19 protein-coding genes and 2 pseudogenes are annotated in these 24,788 nt (G+C 33.3%); 12 read left to right on the forward strand and 9 right to left on the reverse strand.

Annotation, left to right across the window (positions count from 1 at the left end; genetic code table 11):
• Positions 1-42: 42 nt before the first annotated feature.
• Positions 43-2,259, forward strand: a complete 2,217-nt coding sequence (locus ACN0WI_RS09005; RefSeq protein WP_417886384.1) for an ATP-binding protein — start codon at positions 43-45, stop codon at positions 2,257-2,259.
• Positions 2,260-2,269: 10 nt separating this feature from the next.
• On the opposite strand, the gene lpxK is transcribed toward ACN0WI_RS09005, so the two are convergent.
• Positions 2,270-3,268, reverse strand: coding sequence for a tetraacyldisaccharide 4'-kinase (gene lpxK / locus ACN0WI_RS09010; protein WP_417886385.1), 999 nt, complete (start codon positions 3,266-3,268; stop codon positions 2,270-2,272).
• A gap of 67 nt (positions 3,269-3,335) precedes the next feature.
• Here lpxK and ACN0WI_RS09015 point away from each other — a divergent pair, with 67 nt between their 5' ends.
• The 10 genes and pseudogenes from ACN0WI_RS09015 (at position 3,336) to ACN0WI_RS09060 (ending at position 11,973) form a co-directional block, all read left to right on the forward strand.
• Positions 3,336-4,430: a Nif3-like dinuclear metal center hexameric protein gene (locus ACN0WI_RS09015; RefSeq protein WP_417886386.1), complete on the forward strand. Its 1,095-nt coding sequence runs from the start codon at positions 3,336-3,338 to the stop codon at positions 4,428-4,430.
• Positions 4,431-4,432: 2 nt separating this feature from the next.
• A complete protein-coding gene (locus ACN0WI_RS09020; RefSeq protein WP_417886387.1) occupies positions 4,433-5,212 on the forward strand; it encodes a zinc ribbon domain-containing protein in 780 nt (259 codons plus the stop codon).
• A gap of 160 nt (positions 5,213-5,372) precedes the next feature.
• Entirely contained in the window at positions 5,373-5,951 is a 579-nt protein-coding gene (locus ACN0WI_RS09025; RefSeq protein WP_417886388.1) for a hypothetical protein, read from the forward strand.
• 1 nt (position 5,952) lies between these two features.
• The gene (msrA, locus tag ACN0WI_RS09030) at positions 5,953-6,615 is read left to right on the forward strand and encodes a peptide-methionine (S)-S-oxide reductase MsrA (RefSeq protein WP_417886389.1); all 663 of its coding nucleotides are present in this window, start codon (positions 5,953-5,955) and stop codon (positions 6,613-6,615) included.
• Between the two features lie 107 nt (positions 6,616-6,722).
• Positions 6,723-8,213 carry a potassium/proton antiporter gene (locus ACN0WI_RS09035; RefSeq protein ID WP_417886390.1) on the forward strand — a complete coding sequence of 497 codons (1,491 nt, stop codon included), beginning with the start codon at positions 6,723-6,725 and terminating at the stop codon, positions 8,211-8,213.
• Between the two features lie 159 nt (positions 8,214-8,372).
• Positions 8,373-9,029 (forward strand): flavin reductase family protein, encoded by a 657-nt coding sequence (locus ACN0WI_RS09040; protein WP_417886391.1) that lies wholly within the window; start codon positions 8,373-8,375, stop codon positions 9,027-9,029.
• Positions 9,026-9,158, forward strand: a pseudogene (locus tag ACN0WI_RS09045) (DUF2256 domain-containing protein). Before ACN0WI_RS09040 ends, ACN0WI_RS09045 begins: the two are co-directional and overlap by 4 nt.
• A 174-nt stretch (positions 9,159-9,332) precedes the next feature.
• Positions 9,333-10,880 carry a cryptochrome/photolyase family protein gene (locus ACN0WI_RS09050; RefSeq protein ID WP_417886392.1) on the forward strand — a complete coding sequence of 516 codons (1,548 nt, stop codon included), beginning with the start codon at positions 9,333-9,335 and terminating at the stop codon, positions 10,878-10,880.
• A 136-nt stretch (positions 10,881-11,016) separates the two neighbouring features.
• Positions 11,017-11,172: a lmo0937 family membrane protein gene (locus tag ACN0WI_RS09055; protein WP_417886393.1), complete on the forward strand. Its 156-nt coding sequence runs from the start codon at positions 11,017-11,019 to the stop codon at positions 11,170-11,172.
• A gap of 123 nt (positions 11,173-11,295) precedes the next feature.
• Complete coding sequence (locus tag ACN0WI_RS09060; protein WP_417886394.1) at positions 11,296-11,973, forward strand: hypothetical protein; 678 nt, start codon at positions 11,296-11,298, stop codon at positions 11,971-11,973.
• Between the two features lie 245 nt (positions 11,974-12,218).
• On the opposite strand, the pseudogene ACN0WI_RS09065 reads toward ACN0WI_RS09060, so the two are convergent.
• The 6 genes and pseudogenes from ACN0WI_RS09065 to kynU all read right to left on the reverse strand — a co-directional run bounded on the left by ACN0WI_RS09065 (position 12,219) and on the right by kynU (position 23,155).
• A pseudogene (locus ACN0WI_RS09065) lies at positions 12,219-12,775 on the reverse strand (REP-associated tyrosine transposase).
• Between the two features lie 123 nt (positions 12,776-12,898).
• Positions 12,899-13,450 (reverse strand): hypothetical protein, encoded by a 552-nt coding sequence (locus ACN0WI_RS09070; RefSeq protein WP_417886395.1) that lies wholly within the window; start codon positions 13,448-13,450, stop codon positions 12,899-12,901.
• Positions 13,440-17,627: a DUF6443 domain-containing protein gene (locus tag ACN0WI_RS09075; protein ID WP_417886396.1), complete on the reverse strand. Its 4,188-nt coding sequence runs from the start codon at positions 17,625-17,627 to the stop codon at positions 13,440-13,442. The genes ACN0WI_RS09070 and ACN0WI_RS09075 overlap by 11 nt, the downstream gene beginning before the upstream one ends.
• A 14-nt stretch (positions 17,628-17,641) precedes the next feature.
• A complete protein-coding gene (locus ACN0WI_RS09080; protein WP_417886398.1) occupies positions 17,642-20,521 on the reverse strand; it encodes an RHS repeat domain-containing protein in 2,880 nt (959 codons plus the stop codon).
• A gap of 360 nt (positions 20,522-20,881) precedes the next feature.
• The gene (locus ACN0WI_RS09085; RefSeq protein WP_417886399.1) at positions 20,882-21,862 is read right to left on the reverse strand and encodes a leucine-rich repeat domain-containing protein; all 981 of its coding nucleotides are present in this window, start codon (positions 21,860-21,862) and stop codon (positions 20,882-20,884) included.
• Positions 21,863-21,880: 18 nt separating this feature from the next.
• Complete coding sequence (kynU, locus tag ACN0WI_RS09090) at positions 21,881-23,155, reverse strand: kynureninase (protein ID WP_417886400.1); 1,275 nt, start codon at positions 23,153-23,155, stop codon at positions 21,881-21,883.
• Positions 23,156-23,281: 126 nt separating this feature from the next.
• Here kynU and ACN0WI_RS09095 point away from each other — a divergent pair, with 126 nt between their 5' ends.
• The gene (locus ACN0WI_RS09095) at positions 23,282-23,926 is read left to right on the forward strand and encodes an O-methyltransferase (protein ID WP_417886401.1); all 645 of its coding nucleotides are present in this window, start codon (positions 23,282-23,284) and stop codon (positions 23,924-23,926) included.
• Here the strand turns inward: ACN0WI_RS09095 and ACN0WI_RS09100 are convergent.
• On the reverse strand, positions 23,923-24,480 hold the full coding sequence (locus tag ACN0WI_RS09100) for a phosphatase PAP2 family protein (RefSeq protein WP_417886402.1): 558 nt from the start codon (positions 24,478-24,480) through the stop codon (positions 23,923-23,925). The two genes, ACN0WI_RS09095 and ACN0WI_RS09100, sit on opposite strands and share 4 nt — an antisense overlap.
• A gap of 5 nt (positions 24,481-24,485) precedes the next feature.
• Positions 24,486-24,773, reverse strand: coding sequence for a Sec-independent protein translocase subunit TatA/TatB (locus ACN0WI_RS09105; protein WP_417886403.1), 288 nt, complete (start codon positions 24,771-24,773; stop codon positions 24,486-24,488).
• Positions 24,774-24,788 lie beyond the last annotated feature (15 nt).

Raw genomic sequence — 24,788 nt, forward strand, 5'->3', positions numbered from 1 at the left:
AAAATAACTATATTTATTTGCTACTTTAAGCATGCTAGCCAAATGAATTATTTAAGGTTAAAATTTCTTATCCTTTTTTCGTGCTTTGTATTTTCTTTAAATGCACAAAATTTACAAGATAAAAAAGAAACTATACATAAAATAAAAGAACTATTAGTTCAAGCTGAAACTTCTGTAAACTCTTATCAGTTTGATAATGCTATAAAAAAACTAAATACTTCTTTACAATTTGCAAAGCAAATTAATCATAAAAGATATATTGCTTTAACCAGTGGTATATTTTCTAAACTTTATTATATACGCCACGATTATAAAAAGGCTAAAACTGAGTTAGAGCGTGCTATAGCTATTCAAAGAGAAATTAAAGATCATCTCGGGTTAGCCTATAGTTATCTTAGTCTTGCAAAAATATATACAGCAGATGCTAAACGATCTCAGGCTAAAGAATATCTTAGTTTAGCAGAAATATATTATAAAAAATATGGTGGCTCCGATTCTAAAGAAAAACTAGCAGCAGTTAGTGTTCAAAAAGCTGTAATTAATATTTACGATAATAAAAATTTAGCACAGGCTTCTAAATGGCTACAAGAGGCTTCTAAATATATAGATATAAATAATTATCCTTATGAATTTGCTAGGCTATATTATTACTATGGAAAATGTGAGTTACTACAAAAACATACCGATAAAGCAATTATTTTTTTAGAATTATCGCTTAAATCTGGAATAAAATACGATTTTAATGGAGTTATCCGAAATGCCTATAAGCTACTTAGTACTGCTTATCAAGATAAAAATGATATCTCAAAATCACTTTATTATTTAAATCTTTCTTATGCTGAATTAGAAAACATCATTAAAATTAACAAGAAAACTTTAGTTGATAATTTAAACAGCAAAGAAGGAAATAATGTTTTACAAAGTAACATCCAAGAGCTAACCGAACAAATGCAAGAACAAGAACGCTCTCTTAAAGTAAATAAACTCACTACCATTTTAAGTGTTGCTCTAATTACTATTCTATCTTTGCTAACACTTTCGCTGTATAAAAATAATAACTTAAGAGCGCGAGCTAATAATTTATTATATAAAAAAAACAAAGAACTAACAGTCGCTAAAGAAAATGCTGAAAGAGCAAGCTCTGCTAAAGCGCAATTTTTAAGTACAATTACCCACGAACTTCGGACACCTCTTTATGCAGTAACTGGGTTAACACATCTATTGCTAGAGGAAGATCCTAAACCAAGCCAAAAAGAGCATTTAAAGTCTTTAAAATTTTCAGGAGAATATTTATTAAGCCTTATTAATAATATACTAGATTTAAACAAGTTAGAGGCTAATAAAGTAGAAATCAATTACACTGAATTTAACTTAAAAAAAAGCATTTCAGATGTTATAATTTCTCTTAAAAATTCAGCAGATAATAAAAAAACGACTATAGATTTAGATTTTGATGAAACAATTCCAGAAAAATTAAAAGGAGATCCATTAAAAATATCTCAAATTTTAATTAACTTAATAGGTAATTCTATAAAATTTACTAAAAAAGGAAAAATTTGGGTTTCTGTAAAAAATACAAGTCAAAATAAAGAAAAAGCCACTATATTTTTTGAAATAAAGGACAACGGAAAAGGTATCTCCAAAGAGCATCAGAAAAATATTTTTGAAAATTTCACCCAAGCCTCTTCAGAAATTAATCGGAAATTCGGCGGAACCGGACTTGGACTTCCTATCGTAAAGAATCTACTAAATTTATTGGGAAGCGATATAGAACTAGAAAGTGAACTCAATAAAGGATCTCGATTTTCTTTCACATTAGATTTCGATATTGTAAATACAGTTCCAGCTAATACAGGAATTACTATCGATCAAGAAAGTATAAATTTAATTTCCGGAAAATCAATTTTAGTTGTTGAAGACAACAAAATAAACCAAATGATTACCAAGAAAATCATTGAAAAGAAAGGTGCGAAAACTTCGGTTTCCGATAACGGTAAGAAGGCTATCAAAATGGTTAAAGAGCAAGATTTCGATTTAATTTTAATGGATATTCATATGCCTGGAATCTCTGGTATAGAAGCTACCAAAGAAATTCGAAAATTTAACTCTAATGTACCAATTATAGCACTTACTGCGGTAACTCTAGAAGATAATTTAGATGAATTTTATTTAAATGGTTTCAACGATATTATTCCTAAACCTTATAAAACCGATGAGTTTTTTCAAAAAATTAATAAACACATTGGGAAACAAAAATAAAATCGATAGTTTATTTAAACTCAGTTATAAAATTAGCTACTCTTTCTAAAAAATCAGCTTCATTTTCTATAAATTTAGTTTCAATAGGTAGGTAAAAAAGCCTAGTCGATAATTTTCCTTGCAAACGCATATAATCTTTTTCTGTAGTGAGAATACAAGATTTTCTATTTAATTCTTCAATTTCAGAATCACTAAACGAATGGTGATCTGCAAACGCCAAATGTTCAAAATCTAATTTTTTTTCTTTTAAGTAAGCAATAAAAGGCGCGGGTTTGGCAATACCGGTTACTACCGTAAAATTTGTTGATAACTCCTCAAAATCAACTTCAGATTTTGGCCCTATTAACTTTTCTGCGTACGCTATAGTGGTAAAATACAAGTGTTGATAACTTTCCAAACGAAGTAAAAACCGAATATGCTCTCTTTCTTCTAAAGTGATATTTGGCGGACATTTAGTAACTATAACTATTTGAGCACGTTTTGCTCCAGAAACGGACTCTCGTAAATTTCCGGTAGGCAACATAAAATCGTTCGTATATAAATCATTAAAAGCGGTTAATAAAATATTTAAGCCTGCTTTTACTTTACGGTGCTGGAATGCATCATCAAGCAATATAATTTCTGCATTTTTATTTCTTAACTTATCTATCCCTTCTTGGCGGTTAGCATCAACAGCAATAATTGATTCTGGAAATTTCGTTTTAAATTGAAGCGGCTCATCCCCTACTTCTTCAGCGGTTTCAGATCCTTTTAATTCTAAAAACCCTTTAGAGGATCGTTTATAACCTCTGCTTAAAACAGCTACATTAGTAAAATTTAAATTTCGAAGTAATAATTCCACCATCGGCGTTTTTCCGGTTCCTCCTGCACTTAAATTTCCAATACAGATTACCGGGAAGTTGTACGATTTACTTTTTAAAATGTTAATATCAAAAAGTTTATTTCTGATAGAGACAATCAATCTATACAATATTGAAAATGGAAATAATATTTTTCGTAGCAATTTCATAGTGAGCCGGGTATAATAATTATCTTTGGCTCCTCATACCGAAAGCCAAATTTCAAAAAGTAAAAATATGATTATTCAAGATGTCATAAAAGAAATCGAACAATTTGCTCCTTTAAAATATGCAGAGAGTTTTGATAATGTAGGACTCTTGGTCGGAAATCGAAATGCTGAAATTACGGGCGCGCTTATAACTTTAGATACTTTAGAAGCAACAGTGGAAGAAGCTATTGCTAAAAAATGTAATTTAATTATTAGTTTTCATCCTATAATTTTTTCCGGCTTAAAAAAGTTAACTGGAGCTAATTATGTAGAGCGAGCAGTTCTTAAAGCTATTAAAAACGATATTGCCATTTATGCCATTCATACTGCTCTAGATAATCAGCACAAAGGAGTTAATGATATGATTTGTGAAAAGATCGGACTTAAAAATCGTAAAATTTTAATTCCTCGAAAAGATAGTATAAAGAAGCTAGTGACCTTTATTCCTAAAGAAGATGCTGAAAAGGTTAGAAAAGCTTTATTTGGTGCTGGCGCCGGAAACATTGGTAATTACGACAATTGCAGTTTTAGCGTTTTTGGAGAAGGAAGTTTTAAAGGAAATGAAGATTCAAATCCGGTTATTGGAGAACGAGGAAAATTACATTTTGAACAAGAAGTACAAATTGGTGTTACTTTTTCTTCACATATGCAATCAAAAGTTTTATCAGCTTTATTCAATTCACATCCTTACGAAGAAGTAGCTTACGAAATTTCTAGTTTAGAAAATGAAAATCAGCATCTCGGAATGGGAATGATGGGAGAATTAGAAGAAGTTCAAGATGAAAAAAACTTCTTAAAAGCTATAAAATCGATTTTCAAAACAGGTTGTGTTCGCCATTCTCAACTACTCAATAAACCCATAAAAAAAGTAGCGGTTTTAGGAGGTAGTGGTAGCTTTGCTATCGAAAATGCAAAACAAGCTGGAGCCGATATTTATATAACAGCAGATTTAAAATATCATGACTTTTTTAAAGCTGAAAATGAACTCATATTGGCAGATATTGGACACTTTGAAAGCGAACAATTTACAAATAATTTACTATATTCTTTTTTAACGAAAAAATTTAGTAATTTTGCACTTATTTTAGCAGAGACAAATAGCAATCCTATCAAGTATATATAAGTATGGCAAAGAAAAATGATCTTACTGTAGAAGAGAAGTTAAGAGCTTTATACGATCTTCAGTTGGTAGATTCCAGAATCGATGAAATTCGAAACGTTCGTGGTGAACTTCCTTTAGAAGTTGAAGATCTTGAAGATGAAGTAGCCGGATTGAATAAACGTTTAGAAAAGTTAAACGGAGACATCGAGGTAATCAATAACGATATCAAGAACAAGAAAAATCTTATTGATGAATCTAAAACGACTATCAAGAAATATTCTGAGCAACAAAAGAATGTTCGTAACAACCGAGAGTTTAATGCTTTAACTAAAGAAGTTGAATTTCAAGAATTAGAGATCGAACTTGCCGATAAGCATATTAAAGAATATAAGGCTAAGATTGAGCAAAAGAAACAAGTGATCGAACAAACAAAAGAACGTTTAAAAGATCGCCAAGCACATTTAGATCACAAAAAAGGTGAACTAGATGCTATTTTAGCTGAAACTGAAAAAGAAGAAAGAAGCCTTATCGAAAAATCAGAACAGTTTGAAACTGAAATTGATGATCGATTAGTTAAAGCTTACAAACGTATTCGAAATAATGTAAAAAATGGTTTAGCCATTGTTCCTGTAGAACGTGGAGCTTCAGGCGGATCGTATTTTACAATTCCTCCACAAGTAATTATGGAAATTGCTGGTAGACGAAAAGTTATTACTGATGAGCACAGTGGTAGAATTTTAGTTGATGAAGATTTAGCTAAAGAAGAACAAGAAAAAATGGAAAGCTTATTCAAAAGCTTATAAAGCTTAGGTTTTAAAAATTCCAAAAGCTGCTTATTAACAATTATAGTTTTTAAGCAGTTTTTTTATACCTCATTTTCTTAAAAAGATGTTGATTAACAAGAGTTTCACAGTAATACTTCCTTAAATATGTACCTTTAAATACAAACCTGTATTTAAAAAAATGAAACACAAACTACTCATAATCGCAATATTATGCATGGCTTTTGGTTGTAAAAAGCGCACAGATAATACTACCGAATCTCCCAAAAATTCTAAAGTAACTCCAGCAGAAAGTAACGATACTACACAAGACAAAATAAACCCTTATGACAATGTTGATAATTTAACTTCTGTCACTAAAGATTCGTTATCAACAAACACACCGAATTCAATTACTGGCAACTACAAAAAAGTTGAAACAGAAGATTCCAGCTGTAATTGCTACTGCATTAAAATAAATCTAACTGAAAATTCAGAATTTTGCCTTAAAGAAGACGAAATCTATATTAACATACGTTTCAAAAAAGCAAAAGGAGAAAATAACTATTCCGCTTTTTATGTTTCGCCTTCTTCTAAAAACAAAAATTCTAAACTTCCTTGGAGAAAATTTTCAACGACCAATCCCATTGCAAGTATTAATGCCACTAAAAATGGTCTAAAACTTGATTGGTTAGGATTTACCATTAATGATGAAATCGCTATCGATTATGCGATTTACGGAAAGAAAACTTTAGAAGGTAATTTTATTAAAATTGATTAAAATGAAACTATATTTTTTACCTACAATTTGTTTGTTATTGTTTGCTTGTGGTAATAAAGCACAAAACAGCAATACTACTAAGCCTGAAATTGCAAATGCAGATCCTATTCAAGTTCCCGCAGAAAACGGACTAGAACATGCTTATTTTTCAAGCGGCTGCTTTTGGTGTGTAGAAGCTGTTTACGAAAGTGTAAAAGGCGTAAAAGAAGCGGTTTCCGGATATTCTGGCGGACATACAAAAAACCCTACTTACGAACAAAGTAATACTGGAAAAACAGGTCATGCAGAAAGTGTAGAAGTAATTTATGATCCCAATAAAGTAAGCTTTAAAACCTTAGTTAAAGTATATTTTGGTTCGCAAAACCCAACTCAAGTTAATGGCCAAGGTCCAGACCACGGCTCTCAATATCGTTCTATAATTTTTTATCAAAATGAAAAACAGAAACAAATAATAGAAAAAGTAAAAACCGAAGTAGCAAAAGAATACGATAAACTAATTGCTGCTGAAATTTTACCATTTCAAAAATTTTGGAAAGCTGAAGCTTATCATCAGGATTATGAAAAAAACCATCCTAATAATCCCTACATTCAAAAAATATCAATTCCTCGTATTAATAGATTCAAAGAAAAATTTCCGGAATTATTAAAAGAGAATGCTCATTAATAGTATTATATTTTATTTCAAAAATGGCTATTGCTTTTAAACAATAGCCATTTTTCTTTATAGCTTTTCTTTTAAAACTGTATTTTAGCCCCCCATTTACCTCCATCATGAGCATTACCATAGAAAATATTCTTTTAATCGGCTCCATATTGCTATTTATTAGCATTTTGGTTGGTAAAACCTCTTACCGTTTCGGGGTTCCTACATTAATACTATTTTTATCTATTGGTATTTTAGCAGGAAGCGAAGGTATTGGAGGTATTTATTTTAACGATCCAGAAATTGCTCAATTCATTGGTATTGTTTCGTTAAACTTTATTCTTTTTTCAGGTGGGTTAGATACTAATTGGAAAAGTATAAAACCTGTTGTTTGGCAAGGTATTTCATTATCTACAATCGGTGTTTTAGTAACTGCTGTAGGAGTCGGGCTATTTGTTTGGGCTATAACCGATTTTACTATTTACGAAGGCCTTTTATTAGGAGCTATTGTATCTTCTACCGATGCTGCAGCTGTATTTTCAATTTTACGATCTAAAAATTTAGCATTAAAAACACGCCTACGCCCTACTCTAGAGTTGGAAAGTGGTAGTAACGATCCTATGGCGTATTTCTTAACCATAGCCTTTTTAGGATTAGTAACTAATCCAGAAAAAGACATATGGAATATATTCCCACTATTTGTTCAGCAAATTTTAATTGGGACTGTTTTAGGTTTCATCTTAGGTAAAGTTAGTAAAATAGTTATCAATAAAATCCGTTTAGATTTTGATGGTCTTTACCCTGTGCTATCGATTGCCATCATGTTTATTGTATTTTCTATTACTAATTTTATGGGAGGAAACGGGTTTTTAGCCGTTTATCTTTGTGCGGTTTATTTGGGGAATCAAAACCTTATCCGGAAGAAAACAATTATGCAAATGTTCGACGGCTTAGCTTGGCTTATGCAAATCGTTTTATTCTTAACCTTAGGTTTATTAGTATATCCAAGTCAAATTATTCCAGTTATAGGGATTGGTTTATTAATTTCTATATTTATGATTTTTATTGCTCGGCCTATAGGAGTATTATTAAGCCTTTCCTTTTTTAAAATGAAAATGCGCCGCCGTTGGTATGTTAGTTGGGTGGGCTTACGTGGTGCCGTTCCTATAGTTTTTGCTACGTATCCGCTTTTGGCCGGAATTGATAAAGCAAATTTCATATTTAATATCGTATTTTTTGTTTCGTTGAGTTCCGTTATTATTCAAGGGACTTCACTATCAGTAGTAGCCGAATGGCTTCATGTAGCATTACCACAACGAATAAAACCAAAAAGCCAAGTAGAAAATTTCCTTTCTAATGAAGCCAAATCTGCTATACATGAAATTAGTATTCCTCCAGATTCTCTCCCAGTAGGAAAAAGAGTAGTCGATTTAAAATTTCCGAAAAAGGCTATTATCGCCATGATTTCTAGAAATAATCAATTTATTACACCAAAAGGGTCTACTCAACTAAAAGAAAATGATGTGCTTATAGTTTTAGGAGAAACAAAAGAAACCATTTCTGAAGTTTACCAAGCCTTAGAAATTAAAGAAGAAAAAACTACAGAAGAGCATCATTAAAATTCATTAAATCTTTCATTCTATTTATCACTTATTTTTATAAAACTTCGTTTTCAAAAATTAAAATAATACTCTTTTCCATATATCGATTAGCAATTTAAAAGTCTATTAACACTAAAAACAATTAGTGATTAGTAATTTACTTATAAAAATAGTAAAATGATACATATAGATGATATTGAGATAGAAAAGATGGAAAAAATCTTCCGATTAAACTTAATTAACAGTATCACAGGGTATAAAAGTGCTAATCTTATTGCTACAAAATCTAAAAATAAAGGCTTGAACGTTGCCGTATTTAGTTCTGTTACACACCTTGGGAGTAACCCTGCATTATTAGGTTTTATAACACGTCCGGATACGATTCCTCGTAATACGTATAAAAATATTAGAGATAATAAGTATTTTACCGTAAATCAGATCCATCAAGACATGATTGCCGAGGCGCATCAAACCGCTGCTAAATACGAAGAAGAAGTCTCTGAATTCCATAAAACTGGCTTAGAAGAAGAGTATTTAGATGATTTTTTCGCTCCTTATGTAAAGCAATGTACGGTAAAAATTGGTTGCGAATTTGTAAACGAATATAAAATCGAAGAAAACGGAACTGCCTTAATTATTGGTGCTATTAAGCATGTCTACTTTGATGAAGGTATCCAAACTCCAGATGGTTGGCTACGATTAGAAGATGCAGGAACTGTTGCTATAAATGGTCTCGACGGCTATGCTCTCCCAACACTTTTAGACAGATTTCATTACGCAAAACCGGGGCAGGAAATCAAAAGCTTTTTTGATAAAAATAATACTGAAGATTGAAGAATGTAAGTAAAGAAAATCTTCCACAAAAAATTTGTCTCGTATGCAAACGCCCGTTTACTTGGCGCAAAAAATTGGGATAATGTAAAGTATTGCAGCGTAAAATGTCGGAGAAATAAAGAATGGTAAAAATGAGTAATCGTAGTAGTTAAATATAAATAGTTATTAAGCAAAAGAACTTAAACAAGATTGGCGAGTAAGAGCCGCTTATTTTGAAACATTGGATGTACAATAGTTCGTGATAACGATACTCGTGACATAAAATTCAGATCGTTACAAAGCAAACAACAAATATCAGAATAAATGGCTAAACCACTAAAAAGACTACGATTAATTTTAGGCGATCAGTTAAATCATCAACACAGTTGGTTTAAAGAAGAACAGGAAAACATCACCTATATTTTTATGGAAATGCGCCAGGAAAGCGATTATACGGTGCATCATATCCAGAAAGTAGTAGGTTTCTTTTTAGCGATGCGCAATTTTTCAGATCATTTAAAAGAGCGTGATCATGAGGTAATTTATTATCGTATCAACGATAAGAACAATCAGCAAGATCTAACCGAAAATATAAAACAATTGATTACTGAAAATGATACTGAAAAGTTCGAATATCAATTACCCGATGAATATCGTTTAGACGAACAATTAAAAAAGATTTGTGATTCGCTTTCGATCGAAACGGAAGCCTACGACACCGAGCATTTTTTGACTAAACGTGATGATCTTGAAAAATTTTATACAGGCAAGAAGCAAATGACTATGGAGTATTTCTACCGCGATATGCGAAAGAAATACGATATTATGATGGCTACCAAAAACGATCCTGAAGGTGGAAAATGGAACTTTGACAAATCGAACCGAAAAAAATGGACAGGAAAACCTGAAATTCCGCATGAGCGTGGTTTTAGAAAAAATGTTTCGGCTTTAGTAAAAGAAATTGAAGAAGCCGGAATCAAAACGATAGGCAACATTGACGAGAAAAGTTTTAATTGGCCCACGTCTAGAGAAGATGGTCTTTCTGTTCTAAACTACTTCTGTAAAAATCTTTTAATTCATTTTGGGGATTTTCAGGATGCGTTGCATACCGATAAAGCTTATCTTTTTCATTCCCGACTTTCCTTCTGCATGAATACGAAAATACTAAGTCCTAAAGAAGTGATTAATTCTGTGATGGGTTATTACTACGATCACAAAGATGACATTGATATTTCTCAGGTTGAAGGTTTTGTGCGCCAAATTTTAGGTTGGCGCGAATATATGCGTGGTATTTATTGGTTAAAAATGCCAGGATATCGCAGAAGTAACAAACTCGATAACCAAAATGAATTGCCTCCTTTTTATTGGAATGGGAATACTAAAATGAATTGCTTGCATCACGCTATTACCCAAAGTTTAGATAATGCGTATGCGCATCACATCCAGCGCTTAATGATTACCGGTAATTATGCGTTGCTTACGCAGTGCCATCCTGATGAAGTTGATGCTTGGTATTTAGGGATTTATATCGATGCGATTGAATGGGTAGAAATCACCAATACCCGCGGAATGAGTCAGTTTGCCGATGGTGGAATAGTTGCCACCAAGCCCTATGTTTCTAGCGGTAGCTACATTAATAAAATGAGTAATTATTGTAAAAGTTGCCATTATAAAGTAAGCAAAAAAATAGAAGAAGATGCTTGCCCATTCAATAGTTTGTATTGGAATTTTCTAGATGACAAGAAAGAATACTTTAAAAACAACCAACGTATGAATATGATGATGAGTTTGCTAGAAAATAAAAAAACTAATGAATTAGCAGCTATTAAAAAACGTGCAACCCAAATTATTAAAAATCCTTCATTTTTTTAACAAACAAGTTAATTACGAGTTAAATAAGTTTTCTGAAGCCCTACTATTATATACATTCGCCTTAACTAACTGATTAAGAAAGTTTTTAGCTTACTTAATTAAATAAACAAATAACCAATCACTAAAAACTAATACAATGAGAGATTTAATTTGGCTAATTATTGTTTTACTAATAATCGGATGGGTTGTAGGGTATTCTTTCTTTCCTAATTTGGGAAGTATTATACACATTCTAATTGTTATTGCGGTAATTCTAATTCTGTACAAATTACTTACAGGACGAAGATTATAATTTTTTATCCGTATAAAATTTAAAAACCTCTTGAATTTCAAGAGGTTTTTTTATAAATCGTATTTACTCTAAGTGTATTTAATTGTTTTGTATATTTATTTTTAATCTCTAAACCATCAGAAAATGAAAAAGACACTTCTACTACTTTTATTTGTTTTTAGCATCTTTGCTTGTAAAAATAAGGAAAATTCTGATTCTTCGCCGCAAATGACTTCAGAAGAAAAAAACGGAATTGGTAATACCATCGCTATGGCAAATGGTCTAGATAAATTTGAAGATGCCACCACTGTTGAATTTACTTTCAATGTTAAAGTACAAGATTCACTTAGAAGTTCTCGACATTGGAAATGGAATAAAAAAACAAACGAGATTAGTTTAACCGAAGGTGACACAACTCGTAGTTACACTAAAAACGATACTATCGCTGAAGAAAAAAAAGACATAGACCAAAAATTTATAAATGATTCGTATTGGCTATTATTTCCTTATCAATTAGTATGGAGCGATGCAAAACTTACCGAAGAAAAAAAGACTGCTGCTCCAATTAGTAAAGATACACTTAGTAAACTAGAAGTTTCATATAGATCCAATGGTGGTTATACTCCCGGTGATACATATGATGTTTTTTATGGCAACGACTATATGATTAAAGAATGGATTTATAAAGCCGCAGATGGTGATCGCCAAATGGCAACAACTTGGGAGGGTTATAAGGATTTTAAAGGAATTTCTATTGCTACCATGCACAAATCTGAAGATGGAAGTTTTCAATTATACTTTACTGATATTGTAATAAAATAGGGGTAAAAGGGTACTTTTTTTAGGGGTATAAAACACCTTATCGAATGGAGCATAGGTCTTAAAAAAACTGTCCGAATTTTTCTTGCAAGTCCAAATAGTAAACAACAAGCTGAATGACACAGAACTTTTACAATTATTTTCTAAAGTTCAACAATTGAGTGATGAGAACATTACCAGCGTAAAAGCAATGTTAAAGACTTTCGTTTTTAAAAAAGAAATTCAAAAACAGTTAGCATAAAATAAAATCAATCAAAAAAACCAATACTATCAATCTCTAAAACAGTATTATCTTCTTGATAGTTTCTAGCACTTGAATATTTCCAATCAATAGCATAAATTAAAAAACCGCTTGCTATTGGATTATTATGTATATAATCTACTTTCTGTTTGATAACCTTCTCGCTCCACAATTCAATAGGTTTATTGTGATGTTGCCAAAATTGATATTTGCTTGTAGTTGCATTCTTTTTTCCTGCTCTTTTAAACATCCATAACAACCATTCTTTTCTACTTTCTTGAGGGTTGTTTTCTATAGCTTCTATGGTTTTCTTTGAGGTATGACGTTTAAAATCTCTTAATAATTCTGATGTTGTTCGTTAGCACTTCTAAAGATAAAATGGATATGACTTGGCATAAAACAGTAACAATATAATTCCATTCCTTTTTCTTTACGACAATAACTTACACTGTCTGCTAACACATCAAAATACACTTGTCTTGTAAATATATCTATCCAATTTACTGTTGCAAAACTTACAAAATATAAACCTGACTTATTATGAAACTTGTATTTTCTACTCATAGCAGTACTAAAATACAAAAAGCTATACTTTTTCAGCATAGCTTTTTCTTATTATTGTTGACGGTACTAGCAATTACGTATTATACTAGCGCCATCGGGGGAAAAAAATTAACTAATATATAATTACCTGTTGGTATTAGTTAGATTCAAAATAGAATCAACTTGAGCTTGTGTTTCTATATAATCCTCGTATTTAGTAAACAACGAATCTTTTGATTTAGATTTTGATAAGTCTAACAAAAGCTTAATCAGTTTATCTGGGTACTGAATTTCATTACAAATTACATTATTAAAATCATAAGGTTTTCCCTCAATGGATATAGTCATATCATACATTAGACCATCCGCACAACTGCTATTCGGTTTATTCTTGAATTTAAAACTTTTAAGATTTTCAATATAACCACTAATAGAATCTAATTCATTTTCATTGAGTTTTATCGATAAAATTGACACTCCATTATTTTTTTTTGAACTGAATAATTCTAAAAACATTCCATTTGAATCCACATGAAAAATTTTTACAGGCTTATGAGGCTGATCGACTAATATTTCTATCTCTTCAAATTCAATTTGAATATTATTATCATATGATTTATCAACTTTACAGTTGATAAATAAAAAAAGTAGTAAAGTAAAGGAATATCTTATAACTCTATATTTCTCAATTTTCATAACCATTGATTTCTTTTTTAATTTCTTCTTTAGAAACTTTCACTCCCTTATTCCTATAATAATTTAATAAAATAGGAAGTACTTTTACAGTCATTGTATTATCTCTTTCCGGTCTTGACTGCCAATGCTGCAAATATCTTTCTTTTAGTGTTTGTGCTGTAGTCGGTCTATCCTTGTAAGCTCTAACCGCAAACTCTGCAGCTGGAAGCATACTTCTATCAATTCCTTTTGAAAAATCCATTATTTTATTATCAGAGTAGTCTTCTGCATATTTATTTGCATGTATAAATCCTTCATGACCAATAGTTTCTATATAACTATCTACGTTTAGACGATTATCTAAATTTATGGTAATAGCTAATTTATTATCAGAAATATTAGAGCTCGTTGTCCCATCTTCGTTCGGATTTTCGTTATTCAAATCATTAAAACCTAGATCAATCCCTTTTCCATGAAATTCTCCATCAGATTTGTATTTATGACCAGCTATAACTTGATTTGATTCTGCATATTTAGATAAAAAATCAATACCCTCTTTAGATTTTGCAAATATTTCAAACGCTTTAACCAAATTTGGATTCTTATAATTCCCTTCTTCATCCTCTGCATAAATAAAGGATGTATCTACTCTTTTGCCATCTGGATCTAAAAATAGAATTGGGTTATTTAGGGTATAATTATATGGAGAACGTTCATAATAAACTTCAGCCAATGGATCCATATTCATCCACCTACCTAGATCAGGATTATAGTTTCTTGCACCAAAGTCATACCAGTCAAGAACATCGCCTGAGAAGATTTCATCCTGGAGTTCCTTGCCTCCAAAACCATAGCGTTTCGCGGCATCGTTTCCTAAACTACTGTCCCCACCATTATAGCCCTGATGGGTCAGCCCAAAAGGATAGTAGTTTTTCTCCTGGACGATCTGAAGGTCCACGGGGTTTCCGTTGTTCTGGTTGGCATCGGTATAGCTCAAACGAACATTTCCGAGGTGGTCAACATAATTGTACACATAATTGAGCTGGCCGTTGTCATACGATACATAACCTTCCGAAGTACTGAAAAACTGCAGTTCATTTGCACCCGCACCAATCTTCTCATAAACAAAATTCCCAGCGTAGTCAGTGGTCTTTCCCGGCACCTCTTTTCTCAGTTTCATCCCCATGGCATCATAGGTATATTTTATGACCTGGCTGCTCGAGTTGTTGAACTCCACATCTACAGGCAGGTTCAGGTGATTATAGGTTATGGAAGTTATCCCCTTATTGGCATCGGATGTCAGGTTGCCATTGACATCATAACCAAACTCCGCCCTGCTAGTAGCCCCATCCTTAAAACCATAATCCTTATTCCCGGCATCGCTAACCTGCATTAATTTGTTACTGCTATTGCCAGCATCATAAGAGTAAGTAAGATTATCCATTAGTCCATAATTGGCAACCCCGCCCTGGGAATTAAATAAGGTAGGACCATAACGCTTTAGCTTTCTGATATTCCCATTGAGATCATACACCATTCCTGTGAGGTTATAGTTGGAAGCTTGCTCCGTAAAAGAACTTCCATTACTTGCCGCCCTTCTGAAAGCTCCTGACTTGATTCTATTCATGGCATCATACTGGTAAGCATATCCTCGTTTTCGGTTCCCGTACGTCTCCGTGTTAGCTGTTCTCCATATCGTCTCACTAATGTTTCCGTTAAATAAAGCATCGACACCGTCAATCCCCATCTCGGTAGTATTGTAATTCAGCTTAAAGGCAAAAAGTTTATCTCCTAAACTGTTCGGATCATTAATCCGCTTAAGCCAGCCACGTACGTTATAGGTATAATCTACTGTTTGAAGTGGACTGGTGGTTGTATTACCCACTTTTTTCTTCTTGAGCTGTCCCAGTTCATCATACTCATTGAAAGCAATCAGTTCCTCTGCCTGGCTATTGATCTTCTGAGTCTGTTTGGTGAGTCTACCCAAATCATCATATTCGAATTTATCGACCGTGGTGATACTGGGTTGACCGCTCTTGGTATGGACCGTGGTGCTTTCTTCCATCTGACCAATAAAATCGAGCTTTGACTTGAGCACATCACTACTTTGCAGGTACGGATTCTCTGTTTTACTATAGATCATCCGGCCCTTCTTATCATAGCCCATAACCGTGGTGATCCAGCTATTGGTGGTCAGTACCCGTACCCGTGAACCTGTAGCCAATCCTTTGGTATTTATCCTGGTACTGGAAGCATTATTATAGTTTTGTACCGAGGTATTGTACACGCTTTGTGGCAGGTTGCTGCCATAAAAACGGTAATCATCATAATAGTTTACCGTATACAGGGTCACACTTGAGGAGTGACTACTCAAATCAGGATACGCATTATCCGTATAATAAAACGTCCCCCCGCCATAGCTTAACGCACTTTCCTGTGGTTTCTCATACTGATCGTTCTCGCCATCTGCATAATCCTGATGCTGAGAGCGGCTAAGGTTACTTTTATAAAGCCCCGTATAGACCACCCGGCCAAAAGCATCATACTTGGTAAACAACCATTCCTTTGTCGACTTACTTTTCTGAAGGGCATCCTGGGTCAGGATAGGTTGATCCAGTTTGTTATACACAATATACTCCCGGCCTTTACCAGGGATTTTCTTTTCGATAAGACGGTTGCGTTCATCATACCGGTACTGATAACACAGCTCATCCAAAAGACTATTCTGGGAGCCACCAGTAGAAGTCCCATCAATAGATGCACTGAAGTTACTTCCCGATTTAGCGTGAAAGCCCGGCTGCAACACAATAACATCACTCGAGGTGAGATGAAGGGATTCCCCATTACCTACCACTGCCTGGGAATAAACCGCATCTCCTCCTGTTGTAGATCCTCCGGATGAAGCGCCTGCTAATAAGTCATTTAGGCTTAGTACTGCTGCTTTTGGCGGAAGTACATACGTCAGATTCCCATAATCATCATATACATAATAGGTGTCATGGGCAACAACACTCTCTCCTGAGCCAATATTCCCATCCATATTTTTATCGGCAGGACCATAGGTGCGCTTTAATACTACACGCCCCTGCTTATCTTTAAATTCTTCCGTAGTATGCAACTTACCGCTGGTCCAATTCTCATCCTTGACCACGGTCTTATACAGTTCGCCCGAATCATAATGCCCAGAGAGTAATAGACTCGGCTCATAACTGCTGCTTAATGTTACTTTGTATAAACGTACCTCACTACCGGTATTGATCTGGTAATCGAATTTTATCGTATGATCATTATCGCTGGTTTTATTCACCTGCCAGCTTTTGCCCGGTGCCCCCTGTTCCAATACACGGCTAAGCGGGGAGGATTCCAGGTGCTTCTCCGAATACACCGGTAGGCCGTCCACCTGACTGGTGTTATTCGTCATCCCATTAAAGTCTTCCCCATAACGCGAATGGTAATAGTTCTCCAGATCAACCAGTACGCCACTACTACGGTAGCTTCCTGCCTTACCATTACCTTCAACATAGGGGAGGTACTCCTTATCCTGGCGACCGTACTCATCATACCCGATAGGGGTGATAATATCTTTTGTTCCTCCCGACTGCTTTATCCCTATCTGTTGCATGGGGCGGCCAAGACCATCAAAATAGGTGATCGATTCAGTCGCTTTGGCTGGGGTGACCTGGCTGTGGCTTAAGGAACTACTGTAAGGCTGACGGTAACTGCGTGTATACACATAGTTCTCATCACTAAAATCTGGACATCCATTGGATAATCCATACGTATTTGGGCAGTTATCTTTACTATTTGATACATAACCAGAAGGGCGGCTACAGGCAAGCCTTCGACTATTAGGATCCCCAAAACCATCATTATCCGCATCCGAATAATAATAGGTACCTGGCCCTATATTAGGATTTGTATCATCACAATCCAGGTTATTAGACACATAACCTGTAGGTTTAGAAGATCGCTCGATCTGAAAATTAGGATCCCCATAGCCATCTCTATCACGGTCACGGTTCCAGGGATAAGTGTTCCCGCCACCCCCAGGGTCTATTGGCGGCTCTTTCATTATAATTACATTTCCGGCTGAAGAAGCCTCCGTACTATCCTTCTTTATTTGCTGTCCATTACTTAAGCAGGTAATAAATAGACAGAAACCTAGGGAAAATCCCCATAATAAATTATTAGTTCTCATAATACTATATAGGTTTATTCCCCTTTATAATGATACTCATATTCCTCTACTAACTTACCTTCATGATCTTTAACCATTTCTAAACGACCGAAATCATCATAGTGATAGGTTATTGTCCTGCCACGGGGATCGGTCATAACGGTCATCCCTACCAAAGGTTCATAATCATAAGTCGTGATCATGACATTTTTAAAGGAACTATTGGAACGCAAATTATTAATAGCCGATAAGTTCCTTTCATTGATATTTTTAAGTTCGCCAAGAACAGCCTCTAAAGCTGCTTCGGTCGTATTCTCAATCTTCGCTATAGGATATTGACCTTTATAGCCCCATAAATAAGTTATTGTGGAGCCACCAGGTTTTTTAACTTCCTTAATGTTTCCGTTTGCATAATAATCTTTAAAAACGATTCTATCGTGCAAAGCACTTGTACCTGTCCCTTTAGAACTTTGAATTGTTTCTGGCTTGTAAATAGCGTCACCCCAATCTTTATAATTCGTTTTTGTTGTGGATACTGCTGTATTTTGGGTTCTTATTTTCTCCTCTATTACAGGGCTTAAGATATTTGCCATTTCCATTTTTTTGTAGACATTATTAGAAGCTGCAAAATCATGAGGATATTTAAATGTGGTTAAAACCGTTTTTCCATTACTTTTAATAAACTTTTGGGAAGAGGGAAACAAATAATTGTTATACTCATATGATTCTTTTGTTGACATAGCTGCTATACCATTCTTATAATCGGTAGTCACTATACTGTCTAAAGTTTGACGAACTTGATTAATCGAATAATTGAAAAAATAATAAAAGTATGACTTATCTGCTATATGTGGATAAGACCTATCACTATTAATAATTCTATTAACCTTAAAGCCACGTGATGCTACCGTAGAGTGTTTATTGTAAAATTTTTCAATAACCTTAAGCGTATCGTTTTGTGTATTAAAATAAATGGTCTTGCTCTCAGGTAAATCGCCAAAAGAGGTGTTTGAATATAATAATCGGGGTAATACCGATATACTATAAGAACTACTATTGTTCCATGGATATCCTACAGGTGAAATAAAATGAGCTATATTAGGGTTTACCTGTATTCCAGGCACCAACGTATTATAAATATGTTTGATTTTACCAGCGTTTGAATCAACATCCCCTATATATTCTTCAACATTATCATATAGCACAGGCATACCATTTAGGGTAATATCAAAATTGGAGGAAGATGTTATAGTATAGGTTTCGTACTCAAAGGAAGTTAATGAGTAACCATTAGCTGTACTCTCCATATCTATTTTATAACTTGTATAAAATTCAGGATAGAGCGATTTGGAAATACCATTACCATACATAAACTCATGCTTAACATTATCATTAGTAATACTTTTAATTCTAATTCCTCCAACTACACCTGAGGAACCTTTATTACCTTCATACTCAAAAAAGCGCTGTCCCCCTGTTGGAAAAATAATCTTCTGTAACATTCCTATTTTTGCATAACTTGCATTAGCAGATCTGTCGCCTTTATATGCCGTAGGCACTGTTAAAGTACCCCCAGGATTTGTCCACTCTAGACGTATGTCAGTAGGCATTATACCCTTATTACTATTCTTTCCATTATAAAACCCCCAATGATCTACAGCACAGGATATCGTGGAAACATTCGTGTTTTGAACGGGAAAATCTCCCGTTATATAATCAAACTTATATTCATATTCCTCAGCCTGTGTTTTATCTTTAACAACTATTTTATCTAATTTATACCAATTAAGACGGTTAGAACCAACTGAAAATTTACTCTTATTAAATGAGTATGAGAGAATAGGATTTGTCGAATAATCATTATAAACCTTTATTGATGATAAGAAGTCCTGATTATCAAGATGAACGTAATTAAATGCCACATAACCAGCATTAAATTTTATTCTGGTAAGTTTCTTTTGACTATATTTATATGAGGGGTATACTGTATATTGTGTTCTTTTAGGATTATAATTACCATTACCTTGTGGATATTCAGTATATCTTACAAAGGAAGCAAAATGATTTGGAGCATTGGTTTTCTGTTTAATATTACAGTTCGCACAATCATAAAAAACATCTTCATATTCAAAATAGATTGTATCCTTTTTATTAGCAGAAATCATTTCAGTTAAAAGCCAACTTGTTTTTCCTATCCCATTATTAGAATTATCTACACGAAAAGCCTCTTCATAAACTTCGTGGCCTGATTTTATATCCTTACCAAATCTGTAAAGTACTCCTTGTTCATCTCTTATATCGAAATATTCAAATTCATCATCAGTATTTAAATGAGGTGCTATTTTAACTGGTTTATATGGAAGTGTTACAGGTGTTAAAAAGTTTGATAGATTTTCACTTCTTGGAAAAACAAATTTCCCTCCGCCTCCATTAGGTAATTTAAAAGAAAAAATATCTGGTGATGCCTCTCTGGGATTTGTTGTTTGCGCAAAATGACGAAGTAGGGAAGCATCTTCATCTTTCTGATTAGAATGGGGGTCTGTAGTTATATCATTAGCAAGTGGGATCAGTTCATCCCAATGCCTTTCATCTGCTTCTCCGATTATAGATCTTGTAACTACACCAAATGCATTCAAACTCCATTTTAAACCTAAAAACCCACTCTCATCACTATTTGGTTTTAAACCTGATGCATCATAAGTTAAAGAAATGGGAAAACTAAGTTCTCTCGAATTAATTGTATAAATAGGAATATCTATAGAAGGTAAGCCTACAGATAAATTAGCAGGAAAATTTAAATATTTCACCATTTCCGCCGATTGAGGAGAAGGAGGAATAATATCGGGAAGCTCAGTTTGACTAAATAGCAGATTTCCACAAAACAAAATGGCAACTATTATAATTCGAACACTCATAATTTTTAATTATTTTTATAAAAATAATTTTAACTTTTCAATTAGACTTTATCCAAAACCTTACTATCAGTAAGGTTTTGGGCAATATTGCAATTAAAATAAATAGCTAAAATATAGTAGCATACCCGAAAATAATCAATTATAAATCAGTAAACTATCTCAGAGAAGCCAATAAGACATATGTTCGGAAGTCATTGAATAATTAGCCAAAATGCACAAATCTAAGTATGGAAGTTTTCAATTATACTTTACTGATATTTCCATAAAATAGATTAGATTTTATAAAATACTAAAGCCAGAGATCCATATGAAAACTAATGGATCGCTGGCTTTTTTTATTAATAGTATCGGCTAATATTTTTATAATTCTTTCCAATTGGGTGATCTAAAATCCTCTTGTACTGCAGTCTTTAAGACTTCAATTTCTTTCTTGTTTATCTTATGATTTCCACCGGTTAGCAGTAATTTTAAATTCTTTAAATCCTGAATTTTACTAACACTTTCAATATCATTATCTGCAATTCCGAGTTCCTCAAGATTCTTAAGCTTTTCAATTCCTTCTACATTCTTGATTCCCGTATGCCACAAATACAATATTCGAAGTTGACTTAACTGAGCTATTTTATTTATAGTATTTAAAGGATTATCTGAAGCAATAAAACTAGTGAGATTAGGAGTTCGATCTAAAAATTGTAATTCACTTATAAGATTAGTAGAAACATCCAAGCTTTGCAAATTGCTATGTAACTCTTCAAATTGAAGTCCTGATATTCTATTTTTCGAACTATCCAAACTTCTCAATCGCTGCATCGAATGGATCTTGATTGTTCCTTTTATATTATTATCAGCAATAATAAAATGACGAAGTTTTTTATGAGCTTTAAACTCATTTATTTCTTCAATAATATTCCCGCTTAAGTTGAGCGTAGTAAGAAACTTACACGTAGACAAATGATCAGCTTTTTCAACAGAATTATTGCTTAAGTCTAACCAGGTAATTTTGTGGTTATTTGTAAAGCAATCTATATTTGAAATTTGATTATTACTAAGGTCTAATGCCGGTAAAGTCTCCAGTTTTTTTAACGGTGTTATGTCCATTATTAAATTCCTTTCCAGGAAAACTCCTGTTAGATTTGATAATTCAGATATTGGAGAAATATCTTTAATACTATTTCGACCTAACTGTACCTTACGCAGATTTGGAAGATATTGTATCCCATCCAAATTTTCAATCCCCTTATCTCTAGCGTTTAGTTCTATAACAGACTCTAAATCTTGAGCTTTAGTAGTAGCAATAACTTCTCTAAGGTTTTCATCCTTAATTTTTGTTAATTCTTTCATTCTATTACTTCTATAATATTATTCCAAAATCCCTCTTTTTAAAATCTGGCCAAATTCAAACATATCTTCATAAGAACAATAAAATGGTGCCGGAGCTAACCGAATTACGTTGGGTTCACGCCAATCGGTAATCACTCCATTTTTCATCAAATAATTAAAAAGTTCTTTTCCTTCACCATGCAAGAAAACTGATAATTGCGCACCTCGTTCTTGTTGATTAACTGGTGTAATTACTTCAAAAGAACTGTCAACTTCTTTATCAATTTCATGTAAAATGAATTCGAGATAAGCTACAATTTTATTTCGCCTTTCAATTAAGGCATCCATTCCAACCTCATCAAACATTTGTAAAGAGGCTAAATAGGGAGCCAAAGCCAAAACCGGCGCATTGCTAATTTGCCATGCATTTGCTCCATCTTCTGGCTGAAATTCGGGTTCCATCAAAAATCGGCGATCTTTGTTATGTCCCCACCAACCTTCAAAACGCGGAATATCTTTTTTGTTATGATATTTTTCATTCACAAAACAACCAGAAGCATTCCCAGGACCACTATTCATATATTTATAACTACACCAAGCAGCAAAATCGACGTCCCATTCATGCAATTTCAATTCGATATTGCCGGCCGCATGTGTTAAATCCCATCCTACAAAAGCGCCAATTTTATGCCCAGCTTTAGTAATGGTTTTTATATCAAAAACCTGCCCGGTATAATAGTTTACTCCGCCAATAAGAATCAGCGCACACTCCTGACCTACTTCTTCGATCTTTGCCAGAATATCTTCAGTTCTAAAATTATGTTCGCCATCTCGTTTTTTGAGTTCTACAATAGCATCAGACGGATCATAACCGTGAAATCGTACCTGACTAGAAATCATATATTGATCGCTAGGAAATGCTTTTTCCTCACAAATAATCTTATATCGTTTTGCTGTGGGACGATAAAAAGAAACCATCATTAAATGGAGATTTACAGTAAGTGTATTCATTACTGTAACCTCAGCAGATTTTGCTCCAACTACTTTAGAAAGCTTTTCAGCAAAACGTTGATGATAATCCCACCAAGGGTTTTCTCCTTTAAAATGCCCCTCTACAGCTAAATTTGCCCAATCAGTCATAATCTTATCTACATATTTTTTAGCTGATTTTGGTTGTAAACCCAAGGAATTACCCGTAAAATAAATTACATTCTTACCATTAATTTTAGGAAAAATAAATTGCTCCTGATAAACCCCTAAAGGATCTTTTTTATCTAGTTGCTGAGCATATTCTCGAGAATTTTCGAATTTCATCTTATTTGCTGTTTTACGAAACTACAATGTAAGAAATTAAGGTAGTAAAGTTTTAGAAAGAACTATAATCGAAAATCACTTCTTTTAAAGAGGGTTATTTTTAGTATTTTTGCTGAAAAATTAACCATGGAGTTTTTGTCTGAAAGTATTATTGAATATTGCGAAAATCATTCTGAAAAAGAACCGGAATTTTTGGCAAAACTAAATAGAGAAACCCATCAAAAAGTATTGCAACCACGAATGTTAAGTGGGCACTATCAGGGCAGACTCCTCAGTCTAATCTCAAAATTGGTAAATCCTAAGCAAATTTTGGAAATTGGTACTTATACAGGTTACTCTGCACTTTGTTTAGCAGAAGGACTACACCCAGGAGGTAAATTACATACAATAGATATAAATGAAGAGCTCTTTGACTTTCAGCAAAAATATTTTCAAGAATCAGCATTTAAAGATCAAATTATTCAACACTTGGGAGATGCTACTAAAATAATTCCAGAGTTAGACCTCAACTTTGATCTTGTTTTTATTGATGCTGACAAACCAAATTATCCAAAATATTTCGAAATTATTATGGATAAAATGAATCCAGGTGGATTAATTTTATCAGATAATGTTTTGTGGAGTGGTAAAGTATTAGAAGAAGTAAAAAGAAATGACACTTCTACTAAAGCATTGCTAAAATATAATAAAATGTTAGCTGAAGATGAACGTGTGGAAACGGTTATTCTTCCGTTTCGTGATGGTCTTACCCTGAGTCGCGTTAAAAATTAATAAAACCGATATTCGTATTTTTGGAATAATTTATAGAAAATCCATGCCATTAATATGCCTACAATACCTCCAACAAATAAATCGCTAGGATAATGTACACCCACAAATATTCTGCTTAACGAAAGCATAATTGCCCAAATATAAAGCGCCCAAATCCATTTATAGGTTTTCCGGAGTACTAGCACTACAAAAGTAACTAATACAAATGCAGAAGATGTGTGTCCTGAGAAAAAACTAAAATTAGTAGGTTCTTGAAGAATTCTAATAATCTCATTAATGTCCGGATTATTATTTGGACGAATCCGATTTACTATATTTTTTGTTAAGAGTGTAAGTGCAAAAGTAATAGTCCATGAAATTAATAAAAATACAGATGCGTATACAGCTTTCTTTTTAGAGAATGCCAAAAAGAAAAGCACAAAAAATAATATATAAAGAGGAATCCAATGCCTAATTTGAGTAAACCAAATCCAGAAATTATCGTAATCTTCGATCCCTAATCCATTGAGATATACAAATAGTTCCCTATCCCATTGCACTAGCTTATCGAACATATCTACTAAAATTTACGTTTTATAGATCCGCTAATTTCTTCGATATCGTTCTTTACTTTATCTATTTCTCCTTGAACATCTTGGGTAATACTTTTAGTATCGATACCTTGTTTATCGGCACTTTTAATAATTTCACCTTTAATATCTTCAGAAGCATTACGTACCATACGCATACCTTTACCCAATCCGCGTGCTATTTCGGGGATTTTGTCGGCACCAAAAACCATCACCAAAATAAAAATGATGAATCCAATTTCTGCACCACTGATAAAAAATGGAAGAATAGTTATCATATTAAAAACAAATAT

Source organism: Zunongwangia sp. (genome assembly GCF_048269745.1).
In the GTDB taxonomy this organism is placed as follows: Bacteria; Bacteroidota; Bacteroidia; order Flavobacteriales; family Flavobacteriaceae; genus Zunongwangia.